Source organism: Microcoleus sp. LAD1_D3 (assembly GCF_036702135.1).
In the GTDB taxonomy this organism is placed as follows: Bacteria; Cyanobacteriota; Cyanobacteriia; order Cyanobacteriales; family Microcoleaceae; genus Microcoleus.
This window is the reverse complement of the sequence record NZ_JAUBSB010000008.1, coordinates 54,862-73,372: the sequence shown is the minus strand read 5'-3', so window position 1 is coordinate 73,372 and position 18,511 is coordinate 54,862. Positions and strand designations below refer to the sequence as shown.

General features: G+C 46.1%; 20 protein-coding genes and 1 tRNA gene. 9 read left to right on the top strand and 12 right to left on the bottom strand.

Going from position 1 to position 18,511, the window contains the following annotated elements; genetic code table 11:
• Positions 1-529 precede the first annotated feature (529 nt).
• Positions 530-1,102 carry a DUF4360 domain-containing protein gene (locus QUA74_RS06960; RefSeq protein ID WP_333326417.1) on the top strand — a complete coding sequence of 191 codons (573 nt, stop codon included), beginning with the start codon at positions 530-532 and terminating at the stop codon, positions 1,100-1,102.
• 259 nt (positions 1,103-1,361) lie between these two features.
• Here QUA74_RS06960 and QUA74_RS06955 read toward each other — a convergent pair whose 3' ends face one another.
• The 5 genes from QUA74_RS06955 to QUA74_RS06935 form a co-directional block, all read right to left on the bottom strand.
• Entirely contained in the window at positions 1,362-2,609 is a 1,248-nt protein-coding gene (locus tag QUA74_RS06955) for a URC4/urg3 family protein (protein ID WP_333326415.1), read from the bottom strand.
• Positions 2,606-3,688 carry an adenylate/guanylate cyclase domain-containing protein gene (locus tag QUA74_RS06950; protein WP_333326413.1) on the bottom strand — a complete coding sequence of 361 codons (1,083 nt, stop codon included), beginning with the start codon at positions 3,686-3,688 and terminating at the stop codon, positions 2,606-2,608. The genes QUA74_RS06955 and QUA74_RS06950 overlap by 4 nt, the downstream gene beginning before the upstream one ends.
• Positions 3,689-3,777: 89 nt before the next feature.
• Complete coding sequence (locus tag QUA74_RS06945; protein ID WP_333326410.1) at positions 3,778-5,025, bottom strand: GTP cyclohydrolase II; 1,248 nt, start codon at positions 5,023-5,025, stop codon at positions 3,778-3,780.
• 363 nt (positions 5,026-5,388) lie between these two features.
• The gene (locus QUA74_RS06940; RefSeq protein ID WP_333326408.1) at positions 5,389-6,297 is read right to left on the bottom strand and encodes a class I SAM-dependent methyltransferase; all 909 of its coding nucleotides are present in this window, start codon (positions 6,295-6,297) and stop codon (positions 5,389-5,391) included.
• Positions 6,298-6,553: 256 nt separating this feature from the next.
• Positions 6,554-7,462, bottom strand: coding sequence for a class I SAM-dependent methyltransferase (locus tag QUA74_RS06935; protein WP_333326406.1), 909 nt, complete (start codon positions 7,460-7,462; stop codon positions 6,554-6,556).
• 318 nt (positions 7,463-7,780) lie between these two features.
• Between QUA74_RS06935 and QUA74_RS06930 the strand changes: the two genes are divergently transcribed.
• The 4 genes from QUA74_RS06930 (at position 7,781) to QUA74_RS06915 (ending at position 11,103) form a co-directional block, all read left to right on the top strand.
• Positions 7,781-9,115: a cytosine deaminase gene (locus QUA74_RS06930; protein ID WP_333326404.1), complete on the top strand. Its 1,335-nt coding sequence runs from the start codon at positions 7,781-7,783 to the stop codon at positions 9,113-9,115.
• Positions 9,116-9,451: 336 nt separating this feature from the next.
• A complete protein-coding gene (gene queC, locus QUA74_RS06925; RefSeq protein ID WP_333326402.1) occupies positions 9,452-10,126 on the top strand; it encodes a 7-cyano-7-deazaguanine synthase QueC in 675 nt (224 codons plus the stop codon).
• Positions 10,127-10,290: 164 nt separating this feature from the next.
• A complete protein-coding gene (locus QUA74_RS06920) occupies positions 10,291-10,884 on the top strand; it encodes a GGDEF domain-containing protein (RefSeq protein ID WP_333326400.1) in 594 nt (197 codons plus the stop codon).
• A 51-nt stretch (positions 10,885-10,935) separates the two neighbouring features.
• The gene (locus tag QUA74_RS06915) at positions 10,936-11,103 is read left to right on the top strand and encodes a hypothetical protein (protein WP_333326398.1); all 168 of its coding nucleotides are present in this window, start codon (positions 10,936-10,938) and stop codon (positions 11,101-11,103) included.
• 7 nt (positions 11,104-11,110) lie between these two features.
• Here the strand turns inward: QUA74_RS06915 and QUA74_RS06910 are convergent, their stop codons facing one another.
• Positions 11,111-12,589 carry a hemolysin family protein gene (locus QUA74_RS06910; protein WP_333326396.1) on the bottom strand — a complete coding sequence of 493 codons (1,479 nt, stop codon included), beginning with the start codon at positions 12,587-12,589 and terminating at the stop codon, positions 11,111-11,113.
• A 68-nt stretch (positions 12,590-12,657) separates the two neighbouring features.
• A complete protein-coding gene (locus QUA74_RS06905) occupies positions 12,658-13,347 on the bottom strand; it encodes a hypothetical protein (protein WP_333326394.1) in 690 nt (229 codons plus the stop codon).
• A gap of 184 nt (positions 13,348-13,531) precedes the next feature.
• Between QUA74_RS06905 and QUA74_RS06900 the strand changes: the two genes are divergently transcribed.
• Positions 13,532-13,604 (top strand) — tRNA-Ile (locus QUA74_RS06900).
• A 365-nt stretch (positions 13,605-13,969) separates the two neighbouring features.
• Here QUA74_RS06900 and pyrR read toward each other — a convergent pair.
• The 4 genes from pyrR to QUA74_RS06880 all read right to left on the bottom strand — a co-directional run bounded on the left by pyrR (position 13,970) and on the right by QUA74_RS06880 (position 17,074).
• Positions 13,970-14,503 carry a bifunctional pyr operon transcriptional regulator/uracil phosphoribosyltransferase PyrR gene (pyrR, locus tag QUA74_RS06895; protein ID WP_242722682.1) on the bottom strand — a complete coding sequence of 178 codons (534 nt, stop codon included), beginning with the start codon at positions 14,501-14,503 and terminating at the stop codon, positions 13,970-13,972.
• A 267-nt stretch (positions 14,504-14,770) separates the two neighbouring features.
• Complete coding sequence (gene cbiB / locus QUA74_RS06890; protein WP_333326586.1) at positions 14,771-15,850, bottom strand: adenosylcobinamide-phosphate synthase CbiB; 1,080 nt, start codon at positions 15,848-15,850, stop codon at positions 14,771-14,773.
• 359 nt (positions 15,851-16,209) lie between these two features.
• Positions 16,210-16,593 (bottom strand): GFA family protein, encoded by a 384-nt coding sequence (locus QUA74_RS06885; protein WP_333326392.1) that lies wholly within the window; start codon positions 16,591-16,593, stop codon positions 16,210-16,212.
• A gap of 37 nt (positions 16,594-16,630) precedes the next feature.
• Positions 16,631-17,074, bottom strand: a complete 444-nt coding sequence (locus tag QUA74_RS06880; protein ID WP_333326390.1) for an Rrf2 family transcriptional regulator — start codon at positions 17,072-17,074, stop codon at positions 16,631-16,633.
• A gap of 265 nt (positions 17,075-17,339) precedes the next feature.
• Here QUA74_RS06880 and QUA74_RS06875 point away from each other — a divergent pair, with 265 nt between their 5' ends.
• From QUA74_RS06875 to QUA74_RS06865, 3 genes are all read left to right on the top strand, one after another.
• Entirely contained in the window at positions 17,340-17,732 is a 393-nt protein-coding gene (locus tag QUA74_RS06875) for an AbrB family transcriptional regulator (protein ID WP_242722673.1), read from the top strand.
• Between the two features lie 108 nt (positions 17,733-17,840).
• Positions 17,841-17,972, top strand: coding sequence for a hypothetical protein (locus QUA74_RS06870; RefSeq protein WP_333326387.1), 132 nt, complete (start codon positions 17,841-17,843; stop codon positions 17,970-17,972).
• Positions 17,973-17,995: 23 nt separating this feature from the next.
• Complete coding sequence (locus QUA74_RS06865) at positions 17,996-18,184, top strand: hypothetical protein (RefSeq protein ID WP_333326385.1); 189 nt, start codon at positions 17,996-17,998, stop codon at positions 18,182-18,184.
• 40 nt (positions 18,185-18,224) lie between these two features.
• Here the strand turns inward: QUA74_RS06865 and QUA74_RS06860 are convergent, their stop codons facing one another.
• Complete coding sequence (locus QUA74_RS06860) at positions 18,225-18,359, bottom strand: hypothetical protein (RefSeq protein ID WP_333326383.1); 135 nt, start codon at positions 18,357-18,359, stop codon at positions 18,225-18,227.
• Positions 18,360-18,511 lie beyond the last annotated feature (152 nt).

Sequence of the window (18,511 nt, the reverse complement as noted above, 5' to 3'; positions counted from 1 at the left end):
AGCCACCCCTGCATCCAAAACTACTTATATCAAACCCATATTGAAAACACCAATACCGCGCCAATAAAATTGCTTCTACACTTGCCTTTCTTCCGCGCTGGGCGACACTAAGTATGCGAGGTTTGAAAATACACAAATATGTCATTCTCTCGTTTCTTCTTCTTCCCGCGCTCTTCCGGGGAACGCAGATCCGGGCCCAAAAGCCTCCCGACTGGTCGGGTTCGCTGTCTCGCGCTCAGTCCAAGCCAATTAACACAGATTCGGAGTTTCGCACCGAAATCTTCCAGAACTTTCACCAAAAGACACGAATCTTAGAAAGTATCAGCAGAAAACCTATTCTTTCGGTTAACTCACTAATCGAAAAAACCTGAAGAGGAGCTGCACATGAGGTCATAAGCTTGGCTTGACTGGCTTTTCATCTTTCCACATGAAGGCGGCAATATCGAAGTTTAAAACACATTACCTAAATTCAGTTCCATTTTTTTAGGGTGCTCCTAACACACAACTAAACTTATTAAGGAGAACATCCATGAAGTTTGTAAAACTATTGCTAGCTACGGCATTAATGACTGCTTCTATCAGCCCCGCCTTGGCTAATCCTACCGTTCAAATTTTAGGTGCAAGCTACGGCGGTAGCGGTTGCCCAGATCGGTCTGCCAGCGTCAGCGTCAGCCCCGACGGTCAAGAACTCACCATCCTATTTGACAAGTTTGCAGCCTTGGGAAATGTCTCAACAGAAAGCCGGAAAAGCTGCAATCTGAGCATTCCCATCAAAGTACCCCAAGGCTACCAAATTTCTATCTACGATGCTGATTATCGCGGCTACGTTGCTCCCAAAACCACAGGCAACCTGCGAGCAGAATACTTTTTCGCTGGAGCTCGCGGCCCTGTTTATAATCGGAATCTCAGCGGCGAAACTAACTACAATGTTCGAGATAGCTTAGCCACTGTAGCTAATGTTTGGTCTCGCTGCGGCGACAGTGTAAATATGCGAGTAAATGCTTCAATGACAGCCCGCGGTGCCGGCATGGCCACCGTTGACTCCTTCGATTTGGCTCATCGCGGTTTAATTTATCACGTCAAATATCGCACTTGTCGCTAAGCAGCTTGGGGAGTGTAGTGTGAGGAATAGTTTTCAGGTGTGAATTTTGAATTTTAAGTTGGAAGAGGGAAGAATTTTCCCTCTTCCTTCTTGCTTATTCCCTTTTGCTTATTCCCTCTTGCTTCTTCCTTCTTCCTGACATCCGTTACATCCGTTATAGAATCCGTTGCCGAACTTCCCTCTTCCTCCTTCCTTCTTTCTGACATCCGTTACATCCGTTAGAGAATCCGTTGCCGAACTTCCTTTTTCCTTCTTCCCTCTAAAACACCGTCCCGTCACTTTCAATCAGAATTGGCGGCACTCCACCAGGCCTCAATTCGCCCGCAATTTTCCGCCCCGCCGCCCAAGTTCCTCCTTGCAAAATCTTCACCAGCGGCAATTGATCCGCACTCAAATGCAGCTTTTCTCGAATAGCTGCGGCAATTTTATCTAAAAGATTGACAGTGAGCGATCGCCATTCTACTATAACTTCCGAACCCGGCAAGTAACTCCGCTCAAAAATAGCCGAATCTTTTGCCCGCAGCAGCCCCATATCCAAACACAAACCACCGTTGCGGTACTCCGGCAATCCCGTTAACTCATCCAATCCGGCGACTTCTAAACCAAGTTTTTGCAGCGGTTCCAACAGCGAATAAGTCAACCACTGCGAGAGTTTGTGAAACGGCACAAATTCATCTCCCAGATTTTCTCCTGTTAAAGCCGGATGCCGCCAAACATCGCCTAAATTAACGCCACCAATTGCATATCTTCCCGGCCAAATTTCCCCAAAACCTGTCAAAACAGCTTTCAATACTTCAGTAGCATTCACAGTGTTGACTCCACAAACCCGATTGTCTAGCAAGTATTTTGCTAAATTGCCGGGACGCGGGTTTTCGCTGCCAAATAATAATGGATGCTGGCAAATCCCATTTCCCACACGCTGCAATAATTCTAATCGGCCTCTTAAACCAACTAGCGGATTGTCTTGACTTACCTGAAATCCTGCCGCTAAGGTTTCTAGTTTTAATTGAGAAAGTCCGCGAGAATCAGCTTGCCAAGGAAAATCGGGATTGCTGGAAAAAACACCTTGACAAAACATCCGCAAGCTGGCTATTGCTAACCCTTCAGAACGGCGGTAAACCTGTCTAGTTTCAGGTTCGCAATACTGCCAATCTGCACCAGCACCGGCATCAAGCAAAACGCTGACAATTGCTAAATCAAATTTGATCTTAGCTTGCTCTATGAGTGCAAATTCTGCTAAAGCTGCATCCAATTGGGCGAGTCGCGGCAGGTTGCCGGCTTCAAAATGTCGCCAGCGACTGTGAAAGGGAATGTTAAAATCGGGATACTGTTCCCGCGTTGTGTCAATTACATAATTTGCTGCTTTGTCGAGTTGGGATAAATCGACGCGGAAGTAGCGGAGTTTGTCCCGGCGGGCTAAATCAAAAAGCCGATCGCACTTTTGGCGAATAGCAGCCGGCGTTCTCAGATATTCTACAGTCTCAAATTCAATATTGGGCAACTTCATGCAACCAAACACCGGTAAACATCGTTTTCTTGAAAAAAGTCAAACTGACTGTAATCTAAAAGATTATCTAAAATCGCATTTTTATCGATTTTTATCAGCTTATATTCCCACTTCGACCCGCTGACTTCGCGTTTTATTTGATCGGAAACTATGACCGAATTCCTTTCTCTACCCGGAGATATTATTTTACTTAAATCTTCCAGCCTGTCGGCTATGTGAATATCTTTTCCGTAAGTGCAAGACCGAAATATATATAAATTTCCCTTAGCAACTCCCACCGACAAGCCACAAGGTATTTGATTAGCGTCAATAAAAAGTTTCCAATTCTCGCACAGACTTTCCATTGCAGCTAAGGCTGAGTGAGATTCTGGGAAAGTCAACAAATGCGAATCGCCAACAATACTCCGAATTGTGCCGCCATATTCTTCGCAAATTGTTTTTTCAAAAGTATCAAAGTTGGTGAGCAAATATTCAACATCTTTGATAGAATTAGATTCTTGATAAGGAATAAAACCTCTCAAATCTGCTTTAATTATTGCTTGATTTTTTATGATTCGCGTTTTGTAACTTTGGTCAACTTTGTAGACTTTTTCAGGTTCGCTCATCCCTTTCAAAGAAAACTCGTTGACAAAAGACGTTTGCACTTCTGCTTTGTTGAGCGCCAGCCATGCTGCTTGGGACAAATATATTTCATCCGGCGGAGTTACTGATTCTATGCGCGCTGTTAAATTCACCGTATCGCCAAAGATATCTTTATCTTGATGCAAGACATCTCCTAAAGTAATCGAGACGCGAATAGCCAATCGTTCGTCGTTCGCCTTGCTAGATTGTTGCGATCTCAATTCTTGCTGCATTTCTATGGCTGCTACAGCCGCTGCTGTGACGCTGGGAAAAATTATCCAAAATGAATCACCTTCCCCTTTAATCACACTGCCTTCATTTCTGGTGCTAATATCTGAAATAAAATTTTTATGCTCATTTAACAAACTACTTAAGTCCGACTGAGATAATTTTTTAACTCTGACGGTATATCCGCAAATATCTGTTTTTACGATCACAGTAGAACGCAAATTAGCCATAACCAACCCTGACTGATCAAAAACCAGCAATAAATTTTATTTAGTAAAGACGCGATTGTTCGCGTCCGATCGCTCGCGTCTTTGCCCTCTCAATCTCCTAAATCGCGTCCGATCGCTTCTGCAAGAATTGTAGCATCTGGCATCGGGTCTGGCGTGTAGTAGCCCGCGGCTTTTTTGGCGACAATTTCGACTTGTGCATCTGCGGGAATCCAATCTTCAGGAATGGGGATGCGATCGACCACCTGAATGCCAGAATTGATAATCGCATTGTATTTCATATCGCTCATAGAAACTAAACTGTCAATTCGAGAGATACCCAACCAGTGCAGCACGTCTGGCATTAGTTCTTGAAACCGCATATCTTGAACTCCCGCAACACATTCAGTGCGCGTAAAATAGGCATCAGCGCGATCGCCGCCTTCCTGCCGTTTTCTGGCATTGTACACCAAAAACTTAGTCACTTCCCCCAAAGCTCTCCCCTCCTTGCGGAAGTAAACTATTACCCCAGAACCGCCTGATTGTGCCGTTTGGATGCAAATTTCCATCCCGTGTACCAAATAAGGGCGACAAGTGCAGATATCGGAACTGAAGACATCAGAACCGTTGCATTCATCGTGTACCCGTACCGCCAACTGCTTATCCGGGTCAGAAATATTCGCGACATCGCCAATAATATAAACCGTTGTTCCGCCAATTGGTGGCAAGAAAACGTGCAAATCCGGCCGCGTCACTAAGTCCGAGAACATTCCGCCTGTTTGCTCGAATAAGACACGGCGGAGAACGCTTTCTTGGACGCCGATTCGCCGAGCAATTCCAGGCAAATACCACACCGGATCGATCGCAATTTTAGTTACTGCTAAATTGCCACCTTCTTTGACTATTTTGCCATCAATTTGCACTCGCCCCTTAGCGATGGCATCTTGCAATTCCGGCATATTAATGTGAGCTTTAGTGACAGCAATTGTCGGTCGAATATCATATCCTTGCTGGAGAAATGAAGTATAAACTTCGCTAACCAAACCCCCAAAGGGATCGAGAGAAACAATCAAATTGCGATCGCCCCAACTCGGGTGAGGCCCGATGTGTGCGGCCGGAGAGGTGTTGGTAAAATCGGGGCGGTGATCTGCTTGGAGTGCGCCGGAAGCAACTGCTAGCGCGCGATAAACAGAGTAGGAACCCGAATGAGTGCCGATCGCATTCCGGTGAGACGATTTAATGAGGCTGCCAATCACAGGCCCCCGTTTCAGCGGATCGATTTCTCCCCAGTAAATGGGATGAGGTTTTGTGCCAGATCTGTCGGGATGGGATGTTAAAACTATATGCTTGGGTTTTGACACAGTTGTTTTTGGCTCTTGCTATGGATGCTGCTGTTGGTTGTAAGCCGAATCGCCATCTGAAACAGTGATTTATCATACCAACAGTACAAACCTCCCTGGTTGAAACAATCGCGCTACCCACATACAACCCTTTCTAGGCTTGGGTTTCAGGATAACAGGAGGTTTGACTCGGATTTGATATAAGTCCAAAGTTCAATCTTTTCCAGTATAGCCAACACCAAAGACAGCACAACAGTCAAAGGCCAATGTTGAAGTTTTAACAGATGAGAAAAAAAAAGATTTGAGATTCTCAGCAGCCGAGGTGCAGTCAATCTCAAATCTCAAATCTCAAATCTCAAATCGAATATTTTTGCTCAAAACGCCTTAATCCAGGCGTTGAGGGTGACAGAATTCCATTAAAATTGCCTCGCCTTCGTCGCGCGAGTCCAATTCCTGCGCTGCCCGCTTGAGATAGTTTTCTGACAGCAAGCGCCTGGAAATTTTGTGCGGTATGAACCAGCGATGGCGCCACCGCATACAAAGCGAAACACCCACAGCTTCGGGGGAAGAATAAGTGGACTGTCGCCGAATTTCCAAACCAGCAACTTCTCCAGCTTTACTCAGAGTTTTGGGACTGAATTGTATGATGTTGCGAGGAAAATAAGTGCTGTGCCAGCGCCAGCCGAGCTCCCGCGCCGATTCGCAATCAGCATTCGGTACAGCCACCCAAATATAACCGTTTGGTGCCAGCAACTGCCTCATGCAGTTGAGTGTTTGCGTGGGCGAAGGTGTTGCCATCAAAACATGAGAACAGGTGATGACATCAAACTTTTCGTCCGTACCATGTTGTGCGATATATTCTTCCAAAGTGCCTGTAAAAACATCGAGTCCGCTATCACGGGCGGCCGCCGTAGCCGATACCCCAGGATCGACGCCTTTAACTTCAACTCCCAGCTTTTTTAAGACTTGAAGAAAAGAACCGCCACCGCATCCCACGTCCAACAACCGCTTGCCTACAGGGATAGGAATGTGCCGGTACTCGCCCCGTCGCTTTGCTTCTTCAACTACTTGTTCCTCATCCTCAACGCGAGTGTTGTAGCACAGATAATCTGGGGGATAATATGGAATCAATTCCTCCCATGTAGGTTGGGGATTGAGAAATCCTAGGCCGCAATCGTCACAGCCGAAAAGCGACCATTTCAGTGGTTCTTTAGGGGCATCGGAAGTGCCAGCTTTGTTGCGGAAATGGATATTTTGTGAATTGCAAACAGAGCAATTTGTCAGTTCTTGCATGGTAACTCTTTCTAGTTGTTGGGCACTCTCATGAAGTATATGCAGACAGACACATACAAGCAGGACTTACGCTCAGAAACCCGGTTTCTCCGAAAAATTGCGTGAAAAGTCACTAAATTTTCTGCTCAAAAACCTGGTGGCCAAGGTTTCCCTCCTGATAAAAATTACGCACTGATATCAAGAAAACCGGAGTTTTGAAGTTTGATCTCATCTCAAATCGAATATTCTGAAATGGAATATTGTTGCTCAAAACCCCTTAATCCAGGCTTTGAGGGTGACAGAATTCCATTAAAATTCCCTCACCTTCGCCGCGCGAGTCCAATTCCTTCGCCATGCGCTCAACACGTTCGTCAGAAAGGAACAAGCGGCTAACTTTGTGCGGTACAAACCACCGATAGCGCTGCCACAAACAGATAGAGTAACGAAGGGCATCCGGCAAAGAGTAGGTGTAATTGCGCTGAATTGCCAAACCTGCCTTTTTGCCGGCTAGAGCCAATGTTTTTGGAGTGTAACCGATCAGATTGTAAGGATAATCGGTGCTGTGCCAGCGCCAGCCCAGTTGCCGCGCGTATGGGCTGTCCGCGTTCGGTACAGCCACCCAAATGTAACCGTTTGGAGCCAGCAATTGCCTCATGCAATCGAGTGTTTCTGCAGGCAAAGGCGTTGCTCCCAAAACGTGGGAACAGAGTATGACATCAAACTTTTCGTCAGTACCTTTTTCTGCAACGTATTCTTCTACAGTGCCGGTGAAAACATCGACACCGCATTCGCGGGCCGCTGCTGCTGCTGAGGAGCTAGGTTCAACTCCTGCTACCTCAACTCCGAGTTTTTTGAAGACTTGGATAATGGAACCTCCGCCGCATCCCACGTCTAACAGCCGCTTGCCTACAGGGATAGGAATGTGTCGGAATTCATTAAGTTTTTTGGCTTGTTTTACTACATCTTCTTCGTCTGGTACGTAAGTGTTGTAGCACTGCCAGCCCTCTGGGTAATAATCGCTCAGTTCATCCCATGTCGGGCGTGGATTTACGAATACTAAGCCACAATCTTCGCATCCGTAAACTGACCATTTAGGAGCCTCTTTTGGTTGGCGGGCTGTCCCCGCTGTGTACAAAAAGCTGATTTTTTGGGAGCTGCAAACTGGGCAATTTGTAAATTTTTGCATGGTTCAGTTTCACGATTTGTACAGTTGCTAATGGCAGTGGAACGACCACAATTTATTACCATTAGCTGGGCTGGTAGAGTGCACCACTGCAAACAGATCGAAAACTAGGTTTATTTGCAAATCAGTATTTGTAGATGCTCGGTTTGTTGGCGCTCGACCCCCGATCAATCGGCGCTGTACAATTTTATGTCTAAATGGTTAGACTGAGAAGGTAGCATTTGTTACCGATAAGAGAATCGACGCTCAACCGACAATGATTTTCGGTAGCGTTTTTGCGGTAGCGCTAAATTCTTAGGAAAATACTAACTCACAAAATTAATGTTGCCAAGTACATTTAATTATTTGCTCAAAGATGGTCGCGTACCCGCATCTCTTCTAGAGATGCAATCCATCGCCTCGTCAGCTTCTACTGTCGCAACAACGGGGAGTGAGAACAATTTATGTGCGGTGGATATGGAAATTGCAGCGGGTACGATCGCCCAAATTATCCCAGCAGGTACAAAACCTGTATCCTCCTCTGGAGATATCTCAGTTGTAGATTTGCAGGGCGGCTTAATCTGGCCTTGTTTTGTGGATATGCACACCCATTTAGACAAAGGACACATTTGGGAACGATCGCCCAATCCCGATGGAACTTTTGCCAGCGCGATCGAAGCAGTGGGCGCTGATGCGAAAAAAAACTGGAATGCAGAGGATGTTTACCAGCGAATGGAGTTTGGCCTCAAGTGCAGCTACGCCCACGGAACCAAGGCTATCCGCACTCACATTGACAGCGCGGGCGAACAGGGAACCGTTAGTTTGGGAGTATTTGAAGCGCTGCAAGCCGAATGGGGCGATCGGCTAATCTTGCAAGCAGTTTCCCTGGTTTCCCTCGACTATTTCCTCACACCCGCCGGCGAAAAATTAGCCGATCGCATAGCCCAAACCGGCGGCATTCTCGGCGGAGTCGCCTATATCAACCCCGACTTAGACAAACAACTCGATCGAGTTTTTGCCTTAGCCAAAGAAAGAAATTTAAACCTCGACTTCCACACCGACGAAAACGACGATCCAGATTCAGTAACACTGCGGGAAGTCGCAAAAACCGCCATCCGCCATGAATTTTCCGGTCAAATTATCTGCGGGCACTGCTGTAGTTTAGCCGTACAACCGCCAGATTTAGTAACAGAAACTCTTGCTTTAGTCAAGACCGCAAATATTGGCATTGTCAGCTTGCCGATGTGCAACCTTTACTTGCAAGACCGACAATCTCAGCGTACACCGCGCTGGCGGGGAGTGACACTGCTGCACGAACTCAAAGCAGCCGGAATTCCCGTTGCAGTTGCTAGCGACAATTGTCGCGATCCGTTTTACGGATTTGGCGACCATGATGTTTTGGAAGTCTTTAATATGGCAGTCCGCATCGCTCATTTAGATATGCCTTGGGAGGATTGGCCGCGCGCAGTGACACAGACTCCAGCAGATTTAATGGGATTGCCGAATTTGGGACGAATAGGAGTTGGTTTACCAGCAGATTTGATTTTGTTTAAAGCGCGGAATTTCAGCGAATTGTTATCGAGAGCGCAGGGCGATCGCACAGTTTTGCGACAGGGCATTAAAATTGATACAACTTTGCCCGATTACCGCGAACTCGATGATTTATTAGCCATTTAAATCTGACATCCTGCACCGATCTCAAGAACAGGCTCTCCGGCCTGTTTCAGAAAAGATGAATTTTCTTTCTACTCGTTACTAGGCTCTTCCTGGTAACGTAGATTCGGAGGCTCTGCCTCCAATTTTCTCGATCGCAATGCGAGGCAGAGCCTCTAGATATGGTTCCCAGGCTCTGCCTAGGAACCAGTTAATTGAGTTTTGTGGAACCGGCCGGAGAATTCGTTATTGACAATCGTGTAATATGTAGGTTTCAAAAAGCAGTTAGCATTCCTATCTTGTCCCTTGACCAAAGATTTGATATAAATGTAAAGGCTAATTTAATGGAGGTGATTTTAAGTGAAAGCAGTTATTTTATTGTCGGGAGGGCTGGATTCCTCAACGGTTTTGTATCAAGCCAAAGCCGACGGCTGCGAGTGTTACGCTATTTCCTTTGACTACAAGCAAAGACATCGGCGGGAGTTGGAATCAGCGCGGGCGATCGCACTTGCGGCAGGTGTTAAGGCACATCAGATAGTAAACTTTGACTTGACTCTTTGGGGCGGTTCGGCTTTGACTGATAATGAGATGGAATTGCCGATCGATCGCAATCTTGCAGAAATGTCTCAAAACATCCCAATTACCTACGTTCCAGCTAGAAATACAATCTTTCTCAGTTTTGCCCTCGCCTACGCAGAAACTCTAGAAGCCGATCGTATTTATATCGGTGTCAACGCTTTAGATTATTCGGGATATCCCGACTGTCGCCTCGATTACATCCAAGCAATGCAGGAAGTATTTCGGTTGGGAACCAAGCAGGGAAGGGAAGGAAATTCTCTTAAGATTGTAACACCTTTGATCGAACTTAAAAAAACAGAAATTATTCAATTAGGCAACAAATTAGGAGTACCTTGGGAGCAAACTTGGTCTTGCTACGCAGGCGGCGAAAATGCCTGCGGCGTTTGCGATTCTTGTCGGCTGCGGTTGGCTGCTTTTGAGGAATTGGGATTAAAAGATCCGGTGTCTTATGCTTAAATATGACTGACGCACCACTGCCCAGAAACCGGGTTTTTTCGAGTCTCTTCGCTTCGCCAGCCGCAACCGTAAAAAATCCGGTTTCTAAGCATCGCAGCGCATCCAGCTAGAATTAATTGAGACTTGGTATATGAATTGTTTGATTTAAAAAGGAGAATTTATATATGAATTATTCGGATTTTGATAGCTTTACTGGATTGGGTAATACCAGATTGATGCAAGCTCGCTTTGCTCAATGTGTTGGCGAGCAAACTGAATTTGGGATGATCTGGATAGATGTAGATGGACTTATATATTTCAACGATCGGTTCGGTCATGCTGAAGGTGATGAAAAACTGAAACAGATTGCTAAGTTGATTTGTCAAAATTTACCGGATGGTATTGATGTCTTTAGAGCTGGGGTAGAGGAATTTATTATTATTCTAACTAACTTGAAGATGGCAGGAGTTGTCTTACTAGCAATGCGAATTTGTAAAGCAGTTAATCAGGAGTTTTCTCATCTTCCTCCATTGCGACGATTTTTTAGTATGAGCGATAACAGTTATGTAGAAGTTTATTTTCCCTTGACAGTATCTTGTGGGGTAGCTTTCTATCCGGAACATGGTGTAGATTATTCCACTCTGTATCGGTCAGCAGAGGTAGCAGCAATAAGAGGCGGCAAACGCTTATATGGTGGTGTTGTGGGTGTAGCGATGAATTTATACAGTTCTTGTTTTTTGCCTTCGACGGAGAACAAAACTAACGATTCCCAAATCTAACAAAATCGAGAATAATCGACTTAAACAGTTCGCAGATATTTCCTTGACTTCTTGCTTGAGGAAATACAGCCGTTTGGGGATACTAATTTCGCTATTACCAACGCACATTACGAAAATGTGAAGGTTGGCGATAGCGTTAATTTGCGCCCCAAAGGCCCGACGTTAGATGATTTAGTACGCAGCGACTTCGAGCGAGTAGATTATGTAGGCATTAGCTAAAATATTCTCAACTCGAAAATTTCGCCACACTTCTCAACCCGCTATTCTTTCGCCCTTTTCCCACAACTTCCTCATCCGCTGCTGCAACTGCACTCAAAGCTCGATCGTCCGCAGCCCCTTCCAACAAGTGAATTTGAAGTTGATCCAACCGCGGCCCGGACACAGAAACAACAGTAAGTTCCACATTTTCGCCGCACCAAACTTCCCCCACAGCCGGCATTCTTTGCAACTGATAGCTCAGAAAACCTCCGATTGTCTGATATTCGTCAGTTACTGGCAAATCCAAATTCAATATTTGATTCACATCATCTAAATTTAACTGCGCTTGAACTAAATAAGTGCGATCGTCCAATACTTGCAAAGCAATTTCTTTGCTGTCGGGTGACTCGTAGCTGCGGCCGATAATTTCCGCAATCAAATCCCTCAGCGTTACTAACCCGGAAATGCCGCCAAATTCATCAACTACGATCGCAATTTCTTCCGACGAACTCTGCATCAAAGGCAGCAGTTCCCCCAGCAGCATCATCTCCGGCACAAACCTCACGGAACCCATCCAAGTTACAATTGGCGTGTCGGGAGATAGCAAACCTTCAGCTAGGGGTTTCGCAAGTTGTTTGAAGCCAATAATGCCGATAATGTCGTCTAAAGAATCTCCCGTCACGGGATAGAGGGAATGGTTAGAAATCGCCATTTCGTCGAGCAAAGTTTGAAAGGTTGCCGTCTTGGGAAGTGCGACAATGCTAGGCCTCGGCACCATTACTTCTTCTACCCAAACTTCGCCAAATTCAAACACGTTGTTGAGCAATTCTCGCTTTTCTGCTTCCAAGCCACTGGATTCGCTGGAAGTAGCTATAATTAATTGCAGTTCTTCCGGAGTAACCGGCCGGTGCCTTAGATCGTATTCGATGCCCGCAAACCGCAAAAGCGATCGAGTAGATTGATTGAGAAACGACACAAAGGGATTGAACAAACGGGCAATCAATAAACTCGGAGGCCCTAAAGTTCTGGCTAGCTGTTCGGAATACAGCAACGCTACAGATTTGGGAAAGAGTTCGCCCAGTACGATTTGCAGGTAAGCTAGCAACAAAAAAGTTACTATTGATATGCTAAAAGAATGGGCGATCGCCGACTTGATGTAAATTGGCAGCGGCAAATAGCCGATCGACATTCTCACTAGCACGGCGATCGTACTTTCCCCAATCCAGCCGAGAGCTAAACTAGAAAGAGTGATTCCCAACTGCATTGTCGATAGCAATCGCTCAATACTTTGCTGCAAAGATTGCACAGTTAAAGCTGCAACGTCGCCAGCATCCACTAACTGATTGATGCGCGATCGGCGTACCGTCACCATCGAAAACTCAGCCGCCACAAAAAAAGCATTAATCGCAATCAGCAACAGCACTGACAGCAACCGCGACAGCACCTCTGTCAAACTCATCGCGGGTAAATCAGATATCTCCTGCACTCTCGCCCCTAAAAGTGACACAATGCTCCCTAAAAAAACTTTCTCGATCAAACCTGAGAAGCCGTCTCCAGGTTTGGTCTTCTTTTATTTTACTTCGCCACTGGAATGCCAGATATTTGCAACTGAAGTTTTTGACCTGGATAATCTGTCAGCGTCAACGAAACTTCCTTAGCATTTTCCAGCAAAGCTGTGGGAATACTTACCGTACCGTAATACACCTGCCCGTTGGGGGGCAATTCCGCCGGCAAATCCTCGGCAGTCGCGCTCAGGGCCCGGCCACGATCGTCAGTGACGTTCAAGAAACTGTAGAGAAACCTCACAGCTTGGGAGCCTTCATTTTTCATGCTCACGTCTAGCAGCATGGAATTGTTGCGCTGACTGGCCGCGCTTACCTCCAGGGTTATTCCCCCGTCGCGACTGTTCAGGGGAAACTTGGCGCTGGCATTTTGGGCAGCCGGTTTTTTTGCTGCGGCTGGTTTAGAGCTTGCCTTGTCTGTTTTAGTATTTGCCCCGGCCGTTTTTTCTGGATCGCGACCTTCTACCCGTGCTTTGACGGTTGTGAGAATGTCTTTTTCTTTCAAAATGCTCACTTGGTCTTTGCTAGCCGTCGTTCCCGGCTTGCCGCTGCCCGCATTGTTGCTGGGACGAACATCGGGTTGAGTCGTTCCTTGCAAGGCTTCGCGGCCTATAGTAAATCCCCAAACAGAACTCGTCACGCCTGCTCCAAACATTAGAGCGAGCAGAATTAGAGTCAGCACTACTGTCGAATTCACTGCCATTGCCTATAAGTTTATGCCGAGTCGTAGAAACTGCTTTGTCCGGTCGATCGGCTCCAGCACATTGGCTAACAGGCGATCGGGACTCAGCAGATCTAAAGATTTTGATTTTTGTTCTCTAGTTCTAGCACGGACTGAGAAATTATGTTATAATTCATTTTGAGTTAGGTCGAAGAAATCGATTTAACGGCAGTTGGCCGAGCGGTTTAGGCAGCGAACTCATAATTCGCCCCAGGCAGGTTCAACTCCTGCACTGCCGATTTAAAATTAATCATGACGCTCCGCGCTCTGGCTAAAAACCAGGTTTCTTCCCAGATACCAGTCCTGGACGGATGGGGGCTAGAAACCCGGTTTCTACGAAAAATTTGCGCCAAGTAATGAAAAATATCCGAATAAACCTGGTTTGTGAGGTCGCAAGTGCGATCGTAAACTAGAAATATGGTCGATCGCGATCTGTTAAGCTCGCACTGCAGTCGGAAAATTATTATTCTGATGCCAAGGTCAACGATATCAAGGCTTAATCAATTCCACATTATATCCGCTCGCTCCTGAGATGGGGGGCGCTACGCGGGGACGATCGTACTGCACTCCAAAAATTATTATTCCGATGCCAAGGTCAAGGATATCAACCCTTAATTAACTCCACTCCGTCGCGCCCGTCGAGTTCTTGAACGTAAACCTTAACTTGTTCTTCCTTTGCAGTCGGCAACTTTTTACCCGTAAAATCTGGCTGAATCGGTACTTCTCGGTGGCCACGATCGACTAATACCGCCAACCAAATTTTCTCCGGCCGGCCGTAATCATTTACCGCATTCAAAGCCGCTCGACTCGTTCTGCCTTTATATATAACGTCATCTACCAAAACCACAGTTTTGCCCGTCAAATCGAAAGGAATTTCTGTTTTAGCCGGTGTCCGCATTGCAACTCGATCCAAGTCATCTCGGTAAAAGGTAATATCCAAAGCGCCCACGGGTACTTTGACTTGTTCGAGGACTTCAATTTGATCGGCCAAAATTTGAGCTAAAGGCACTCCTCTACTATGAATGCCCAACAGCACTAACTCCGAGGGGTTCCCTGATTTTTCGACAATCTGGGAAGCGACGCGGGTGAGAGTGCGCCTCACTTCATTAGGGGATAAAATTTGGATAATTTTAGTCATTGTTTGCTGCGAGCTAATTGTTGGCTGTTGGCGGATAGAACAATTTTAGATTTTAGATTTTAGATTTTAGATTTACTTTACAGATGAATTTGGGGGTTTGAACAAAGGTCAAAACTTTTTTTTGCTTTTGTCGGTGGCCGATCTCTGTCTGCTGCAGGACTTACCTCGAACCGATGAAAAGCAGATGCTGCGATTGCTTGGCTGAGGGCGAACAATGACAGAAATACGTTATTTATGCCTCCTGGACTGTTCGGCTGAGGTCATCAGTTAGTGGCTCAAACCTAATAAGGTATAAAAAAGCAATGATAGTCCCAACCAAATCAGAAAGCAATACCGAGTTAATTGCAATGCTTGGCAAATTAGCTGCGCTGTGATAGGGTAAACCGGCTCGCCTAACAGGGGTTTGTGTTTGAGAACTCCGCGATAGGAATTGGTACCTCCTAGTTGCACTCCCAAGATGGCGGCGTAAACGCACTCGCTCCAACCGGAATTGGGACTGGCATCTTTAACAGCATCTCTCTGACAAATCTGCCAAATGTAAATCGGTTTGCCAGATATAACGGCTAAAGTAATCACTGTTAGCCGGCAAGGAATCCACGTCAGCACGTCTTCTAGTTTGGCGCTAAACCATCCTAAATCTGTGTATGGCGGTTCTTTGTAGCCGATCGTAGAGTCTAATGTGCTGGCTGCTTTGTAAGCGATCGCCAAGGGGACTATAGCACTCGCCCACATCGAGTTAGGATCGATCGGCGAATCGGTAACACTTAATAATAGATGCGGCAGACCGAACCCAAGTAAGGCATAAAATAGCGGTGCTGTCACACCATCGACTGCATTCTCTGTTACAGTTTCTAACAATGCTCGCAGAATTTCTGGCTCGGATAAGTTTTCGGTATCCCGGCCGACGTAAAGGCTCAACCGTTCTCGCGCCTTGACTAAATCTCCAACATTTAAAGGTGCTAGCACATCCTCCGCAGCCGCCCTCAAACTGCGACCTGCAAAACAACTTGCCAGCAAAATGGTCTGTAGGGCAATACCTAAAAGAGGATGCACCCAACTAGCAGCTTGGACGATCGACCAACTGACAGTATAAGTGCCTAGAATCAGCCCGATCGCTAGTATTGTACCAGCACATCGTAGCAGCAGTTTGTGCTGCTCGCCAGCGGGACGATCCGCTGCTTCAGGCATTTTGCCTGCGGAATTATTCCATATATTAAAGACAAGTCGAGTATAGCGGTCGATCGCCCAACCCATCGCCTGCACGGGATGTGGCCAACCCCAAGGATCGCCGATCGAATAATCCAACACCGCAGCTAAAATCAAAACAGGAAATTCATCCGGCATCATTATATATTGTGTCAAACTTGATAGTCCGTCAATCGATTTTAGATTTTAGATTTTAGATTTTAGATTAAAGAATTGAAGAAAGCGACCCCACCGATCAATCCGGGGACTTGCGATGGGGAGCGAGGAGCTTTTTTCTCGCTCCACGGATGAATAGGGGGGCCCGAACCATCTTCCTTGATTGTCACAGCAGGATCTCTCGCCGCAGAGAGCAGATTTTAACTCCTGCTACCCTTGCGGACTTGGATTTTTTGAGGGGCGATTTTATAGTAGAAGGAAGAAGGAAGAAGCAATAAAGGCAAGGGTTTGAGCAATTCAAAACCTCATCATCAGGCGTGGTTGCTATAACTGCTGAGATTACTTTAGTCGCGAAGCAAGTGTACATTCTGCTCCCAATTAACACCGTCAAAGGGTAGGATCTGAAAGTGTTCGATGGCATCTGAGTCAAGACAGCGGACGTTGACATCGAATTGATCGGGATGCGATCGGGGGCGATAGAACGAGTGAATGCCGCAAATTCGGCAGAAAGTATGTTGAGCAGTTCCTGTATTAAATGTATAGGTGGTCAAAACATCTTCGCCACTGAGCAAGGTAAAACGTTCCGGCGGCACAATGAGGTGCAAAAATCCTTTCTTTTTACAGATAGAGCAGTTGCAATCAGATGCTTCGTGTTTGTCAACGGCGACACGGAAGCGGACAGCTCCGCAGTGACAGCCGCCAAAGTAGGTAACAAGTGTTGCGTCCATGTGTGATTGCTGCCGATCGAATGAATGAACTTACCATTTAAATGATAAAGCTAGTTTCTTCCCCAAGAGCCGCTTGCCAACTGCGGACATCATAGTATAAGTCTTCGAGGGAAATAGTGTACAGCGCTTCGGCAAGTTTTTTGTGCAATCGGTTCCACAAACTGAATGTTACCCAGTCCTCTGCTTGCGTCGAGTCGGGAAAATGTCGAGGTAAAGGTTCAATAGTTTCACCTACAGCCTCTAAGATTTGTCCTAAAGAGATTTGAGCTGGCTGGCGGGCTAATTGATATCCTCCTTGAGAACCCCGAACAGATTGGACTAAACCGGCTCGTCGCATTTCAATCAGCAATTTTTCTAGATACGGAGCCGGTAACTCCTGTCGCTTCGCTATCGATTTCACCGATGTCGGGCCAAAGCGAGGTTGCAAACTTAGATCCAGTAATGCTTTGACACTGTAGTGTCCGCGTGTGGTTAACTTCATGGGATTTTAAGAGCGGGGCAAATATTCAGCTAGCTGATAGCTGATAGCTTATGCTACCGAGTTTAGAGATTGCTCGCACCGGTTGCAGCTACTCCTCAAGAAAGACTGCAGGTTGTTAAAAATATTTAGATAATAGTGGTTAACAATTGAGCCGATCGGTGTAATATGGTTTTACGACCAGCTATAAAGCTAAAGTTTCTTGGTCAAACCAAAAACCAACCGAGAAAAAATCCGTACACCAGTTGAATATTTCAGGACTCAGTAAATGGCTAAAAAGAAAAATATCGAACCCCTTGAAGGCGAAGATCTGATCAAAAAGGTCAAAGACCTAGAGAACCTTACCAAGGAAGAAAAAGCTAGAGCCTGTGGCTACTACACCGTTACCAAGAACGGCGTAGAACGGGTCAACATGATGAAATTCCTGAATGCGCTGATTGATGCAGAAGGCATTCAGCTAGACGGGAAGCAAAACGGCAATGGACGCGGCGGACGCTCTGCCAGCTATCGGATTAGCGTTCAATCTAACGGCAACTTACTGATTGGCGCTGCCTACACCAAACAAATGGAACTCCAGCCGGGAGATGAATTTGAAATCTCTCTGGGACGCAAGCACATTCACCTGCGCCAAATTGATCGAGAAGAAGAAGAAGTATCTTAGGCCTTTACGACTTGCTTTGACTTCTTGCTTGAACTGGTTGGTTTGACTTCAAGCATTGACTGCAAGCAGAGAGTTGGCTCTGAAATCTTTCTGTGAGCCTAAAACAGTATGGCTTCTATAGATGGCAATGGCTCGACAAAAGCCACTGCCACCACTTTATATTTTGCGAGGATACCTATTCTCGCCCCTCGCTATATCCGTTTGGACAAGCGGGGGATTTTCCGCGTAGCTGTTAAATAGAAGTTCGGCAAGGGAGCATCTCAATGAAAGCAGCTAAGCCCAAAATTGGAGTTAGGAGCCAGGAGCCAGGAGGAAAGAGTCAGAAGGAAGAAAGAAGGAGCCAGAAGAAGTGTTTTTACAAATATGAGATGCTCCCTTCGGCAATGGATGGTGTAGCAGATTTAACAGATGTAACGGATGGATGTTTGGCAGCCGATTATGTACGTGATTGAACCGATGTAACGGATGAACCGAAGAGGTTTCCAGGAAGCATTAGGTTTGGTTGAGGTAGGAAACCCACCACAGCAAGAAAATGGCGGAGGTATTCTCAGCTAACAGTGCGTCATACCCGTTGAAAAAAAGAATGCAACTGTAGCGAAGCTCGAAAGCACGAGCTTGATCATTCATTCCAACTTATTTAACCTAAAATCTAAAATCTAAAATATAAAATTGTATGTGTCTGTGTGGGAGGTGTTTTGAGGACAAGCAAACAGCCTCGATCGCCCGTAAGTGAAATTACAGGCTGGAACAGTTAAAGCGTTAGGGAGCAATTAGTCACC

Coding starts and splice junctions, on each gene's coding strand:
- QUA74_RS06960 (WP_333326417.1), top strand. CDS start 530: ATGAAGTTTGTAAAACTATTGCTAGCTACGGCATTAATGACTGCTTCT.
- QUA74_RS06955 (WP_333326415.1), bottom strand. CDS start 2,609: ATGAAGTTGCCCAATATTGAATTTGAGACTGTAGAATATCTGAGAACG.
- QUA74_RS06950 (WP_333326413.1), bottom strand. CDS start 3,688: ATGGCTAATTTGCGTTCTACTGTGATCGTAAAAACAGATATTTGCGGA.
- QUA74_RS06940 (WP_333326408.1), bottom strand. CDS start 6,297: ATGCAAGAACTGACAAATTGCTCTGTTTGCAATTCACAAAATATCCAT.
- QUA74_RS06935 (WP_333326406.1), bottom strand. CDS start 7,462: ATGCAAAAATTTACAAATTGCCCAGTTTGCAGCTCCCAAAAAATCAGC.
- QUA74_RS06930 (WP_333326404.1), top strand. CDS start 7,781: ATGTTGCCAAGTACATTTAATTATTTGCTCAAAGATGGTCGCGTACCC.
- QUA74_RS06920 (WP_333326400.1), top strand. CDS start 10,291: ATGAATTATTCGGATTTTGATAGCTTTACTGGATTGGGTAATACCAGA.
- QUA74_RS06905 (WP_333326394.1), bottom strand. CDS start 13,347: ATGGCAGTGAATTCGACAGTAGTGCTGACTCTAATTCTGCTCGCTCTA.
- pyrR (WP_242722682.1), bottom strand. CDS start 14,503: ATGACTAAAATTATCCAAATTTTATCCCCTAATGAAGTGAGGCGCACT.
- cbiB (WP_333326586.1), bottom strand. CDS start 15,850: ATGATGCCGGATGAATTTCCTGTTTTGATTTTAGCTGCGGTGTTGGAT.
- QUA74_RS06885 (WP_333326392.1), bottom strand. CDS start 16,593: ATGGACGCAACACTTGTTACCTACTTTGGCGGCTGTCACTGCGGAGCT.
- QUA74_RS06880 (WP_333326390.1), bottom strand. CDS start 17,074: ATGAAGTTAACCACACGCGGACACTACAGTGTCAAAGCATTACTGGAT.
- QUA74_RS06875 (WP_242722673.1), top strand. CDS start 17,340: ATGGCTAAAAAGAAAAATATCGAACCCCTTGAAGGCGAAGATCTGATC.
- QUA74_RS06870 (WP_333326387.1), top strand. CDS start 17,841: ATGGCTTCTATAGATGGCAATGGCTCGACAAAAGCCACTGCCACCACT.
- QUA74_RS06865 (WP_333326385.1), top strand. CDS start 17,996: ATGAAAGCAGCTAAGCCCAAAATTGGAGTTAGGAGCCAGGAGCCAGGA.
- QUA74_RS06860 (WP_333326383.1), bottom strand. CDS start 18,359: ATGAATGATCAAGCTCGTGCTTTCGAGCTTCGCTACAGTTGCATTCTT.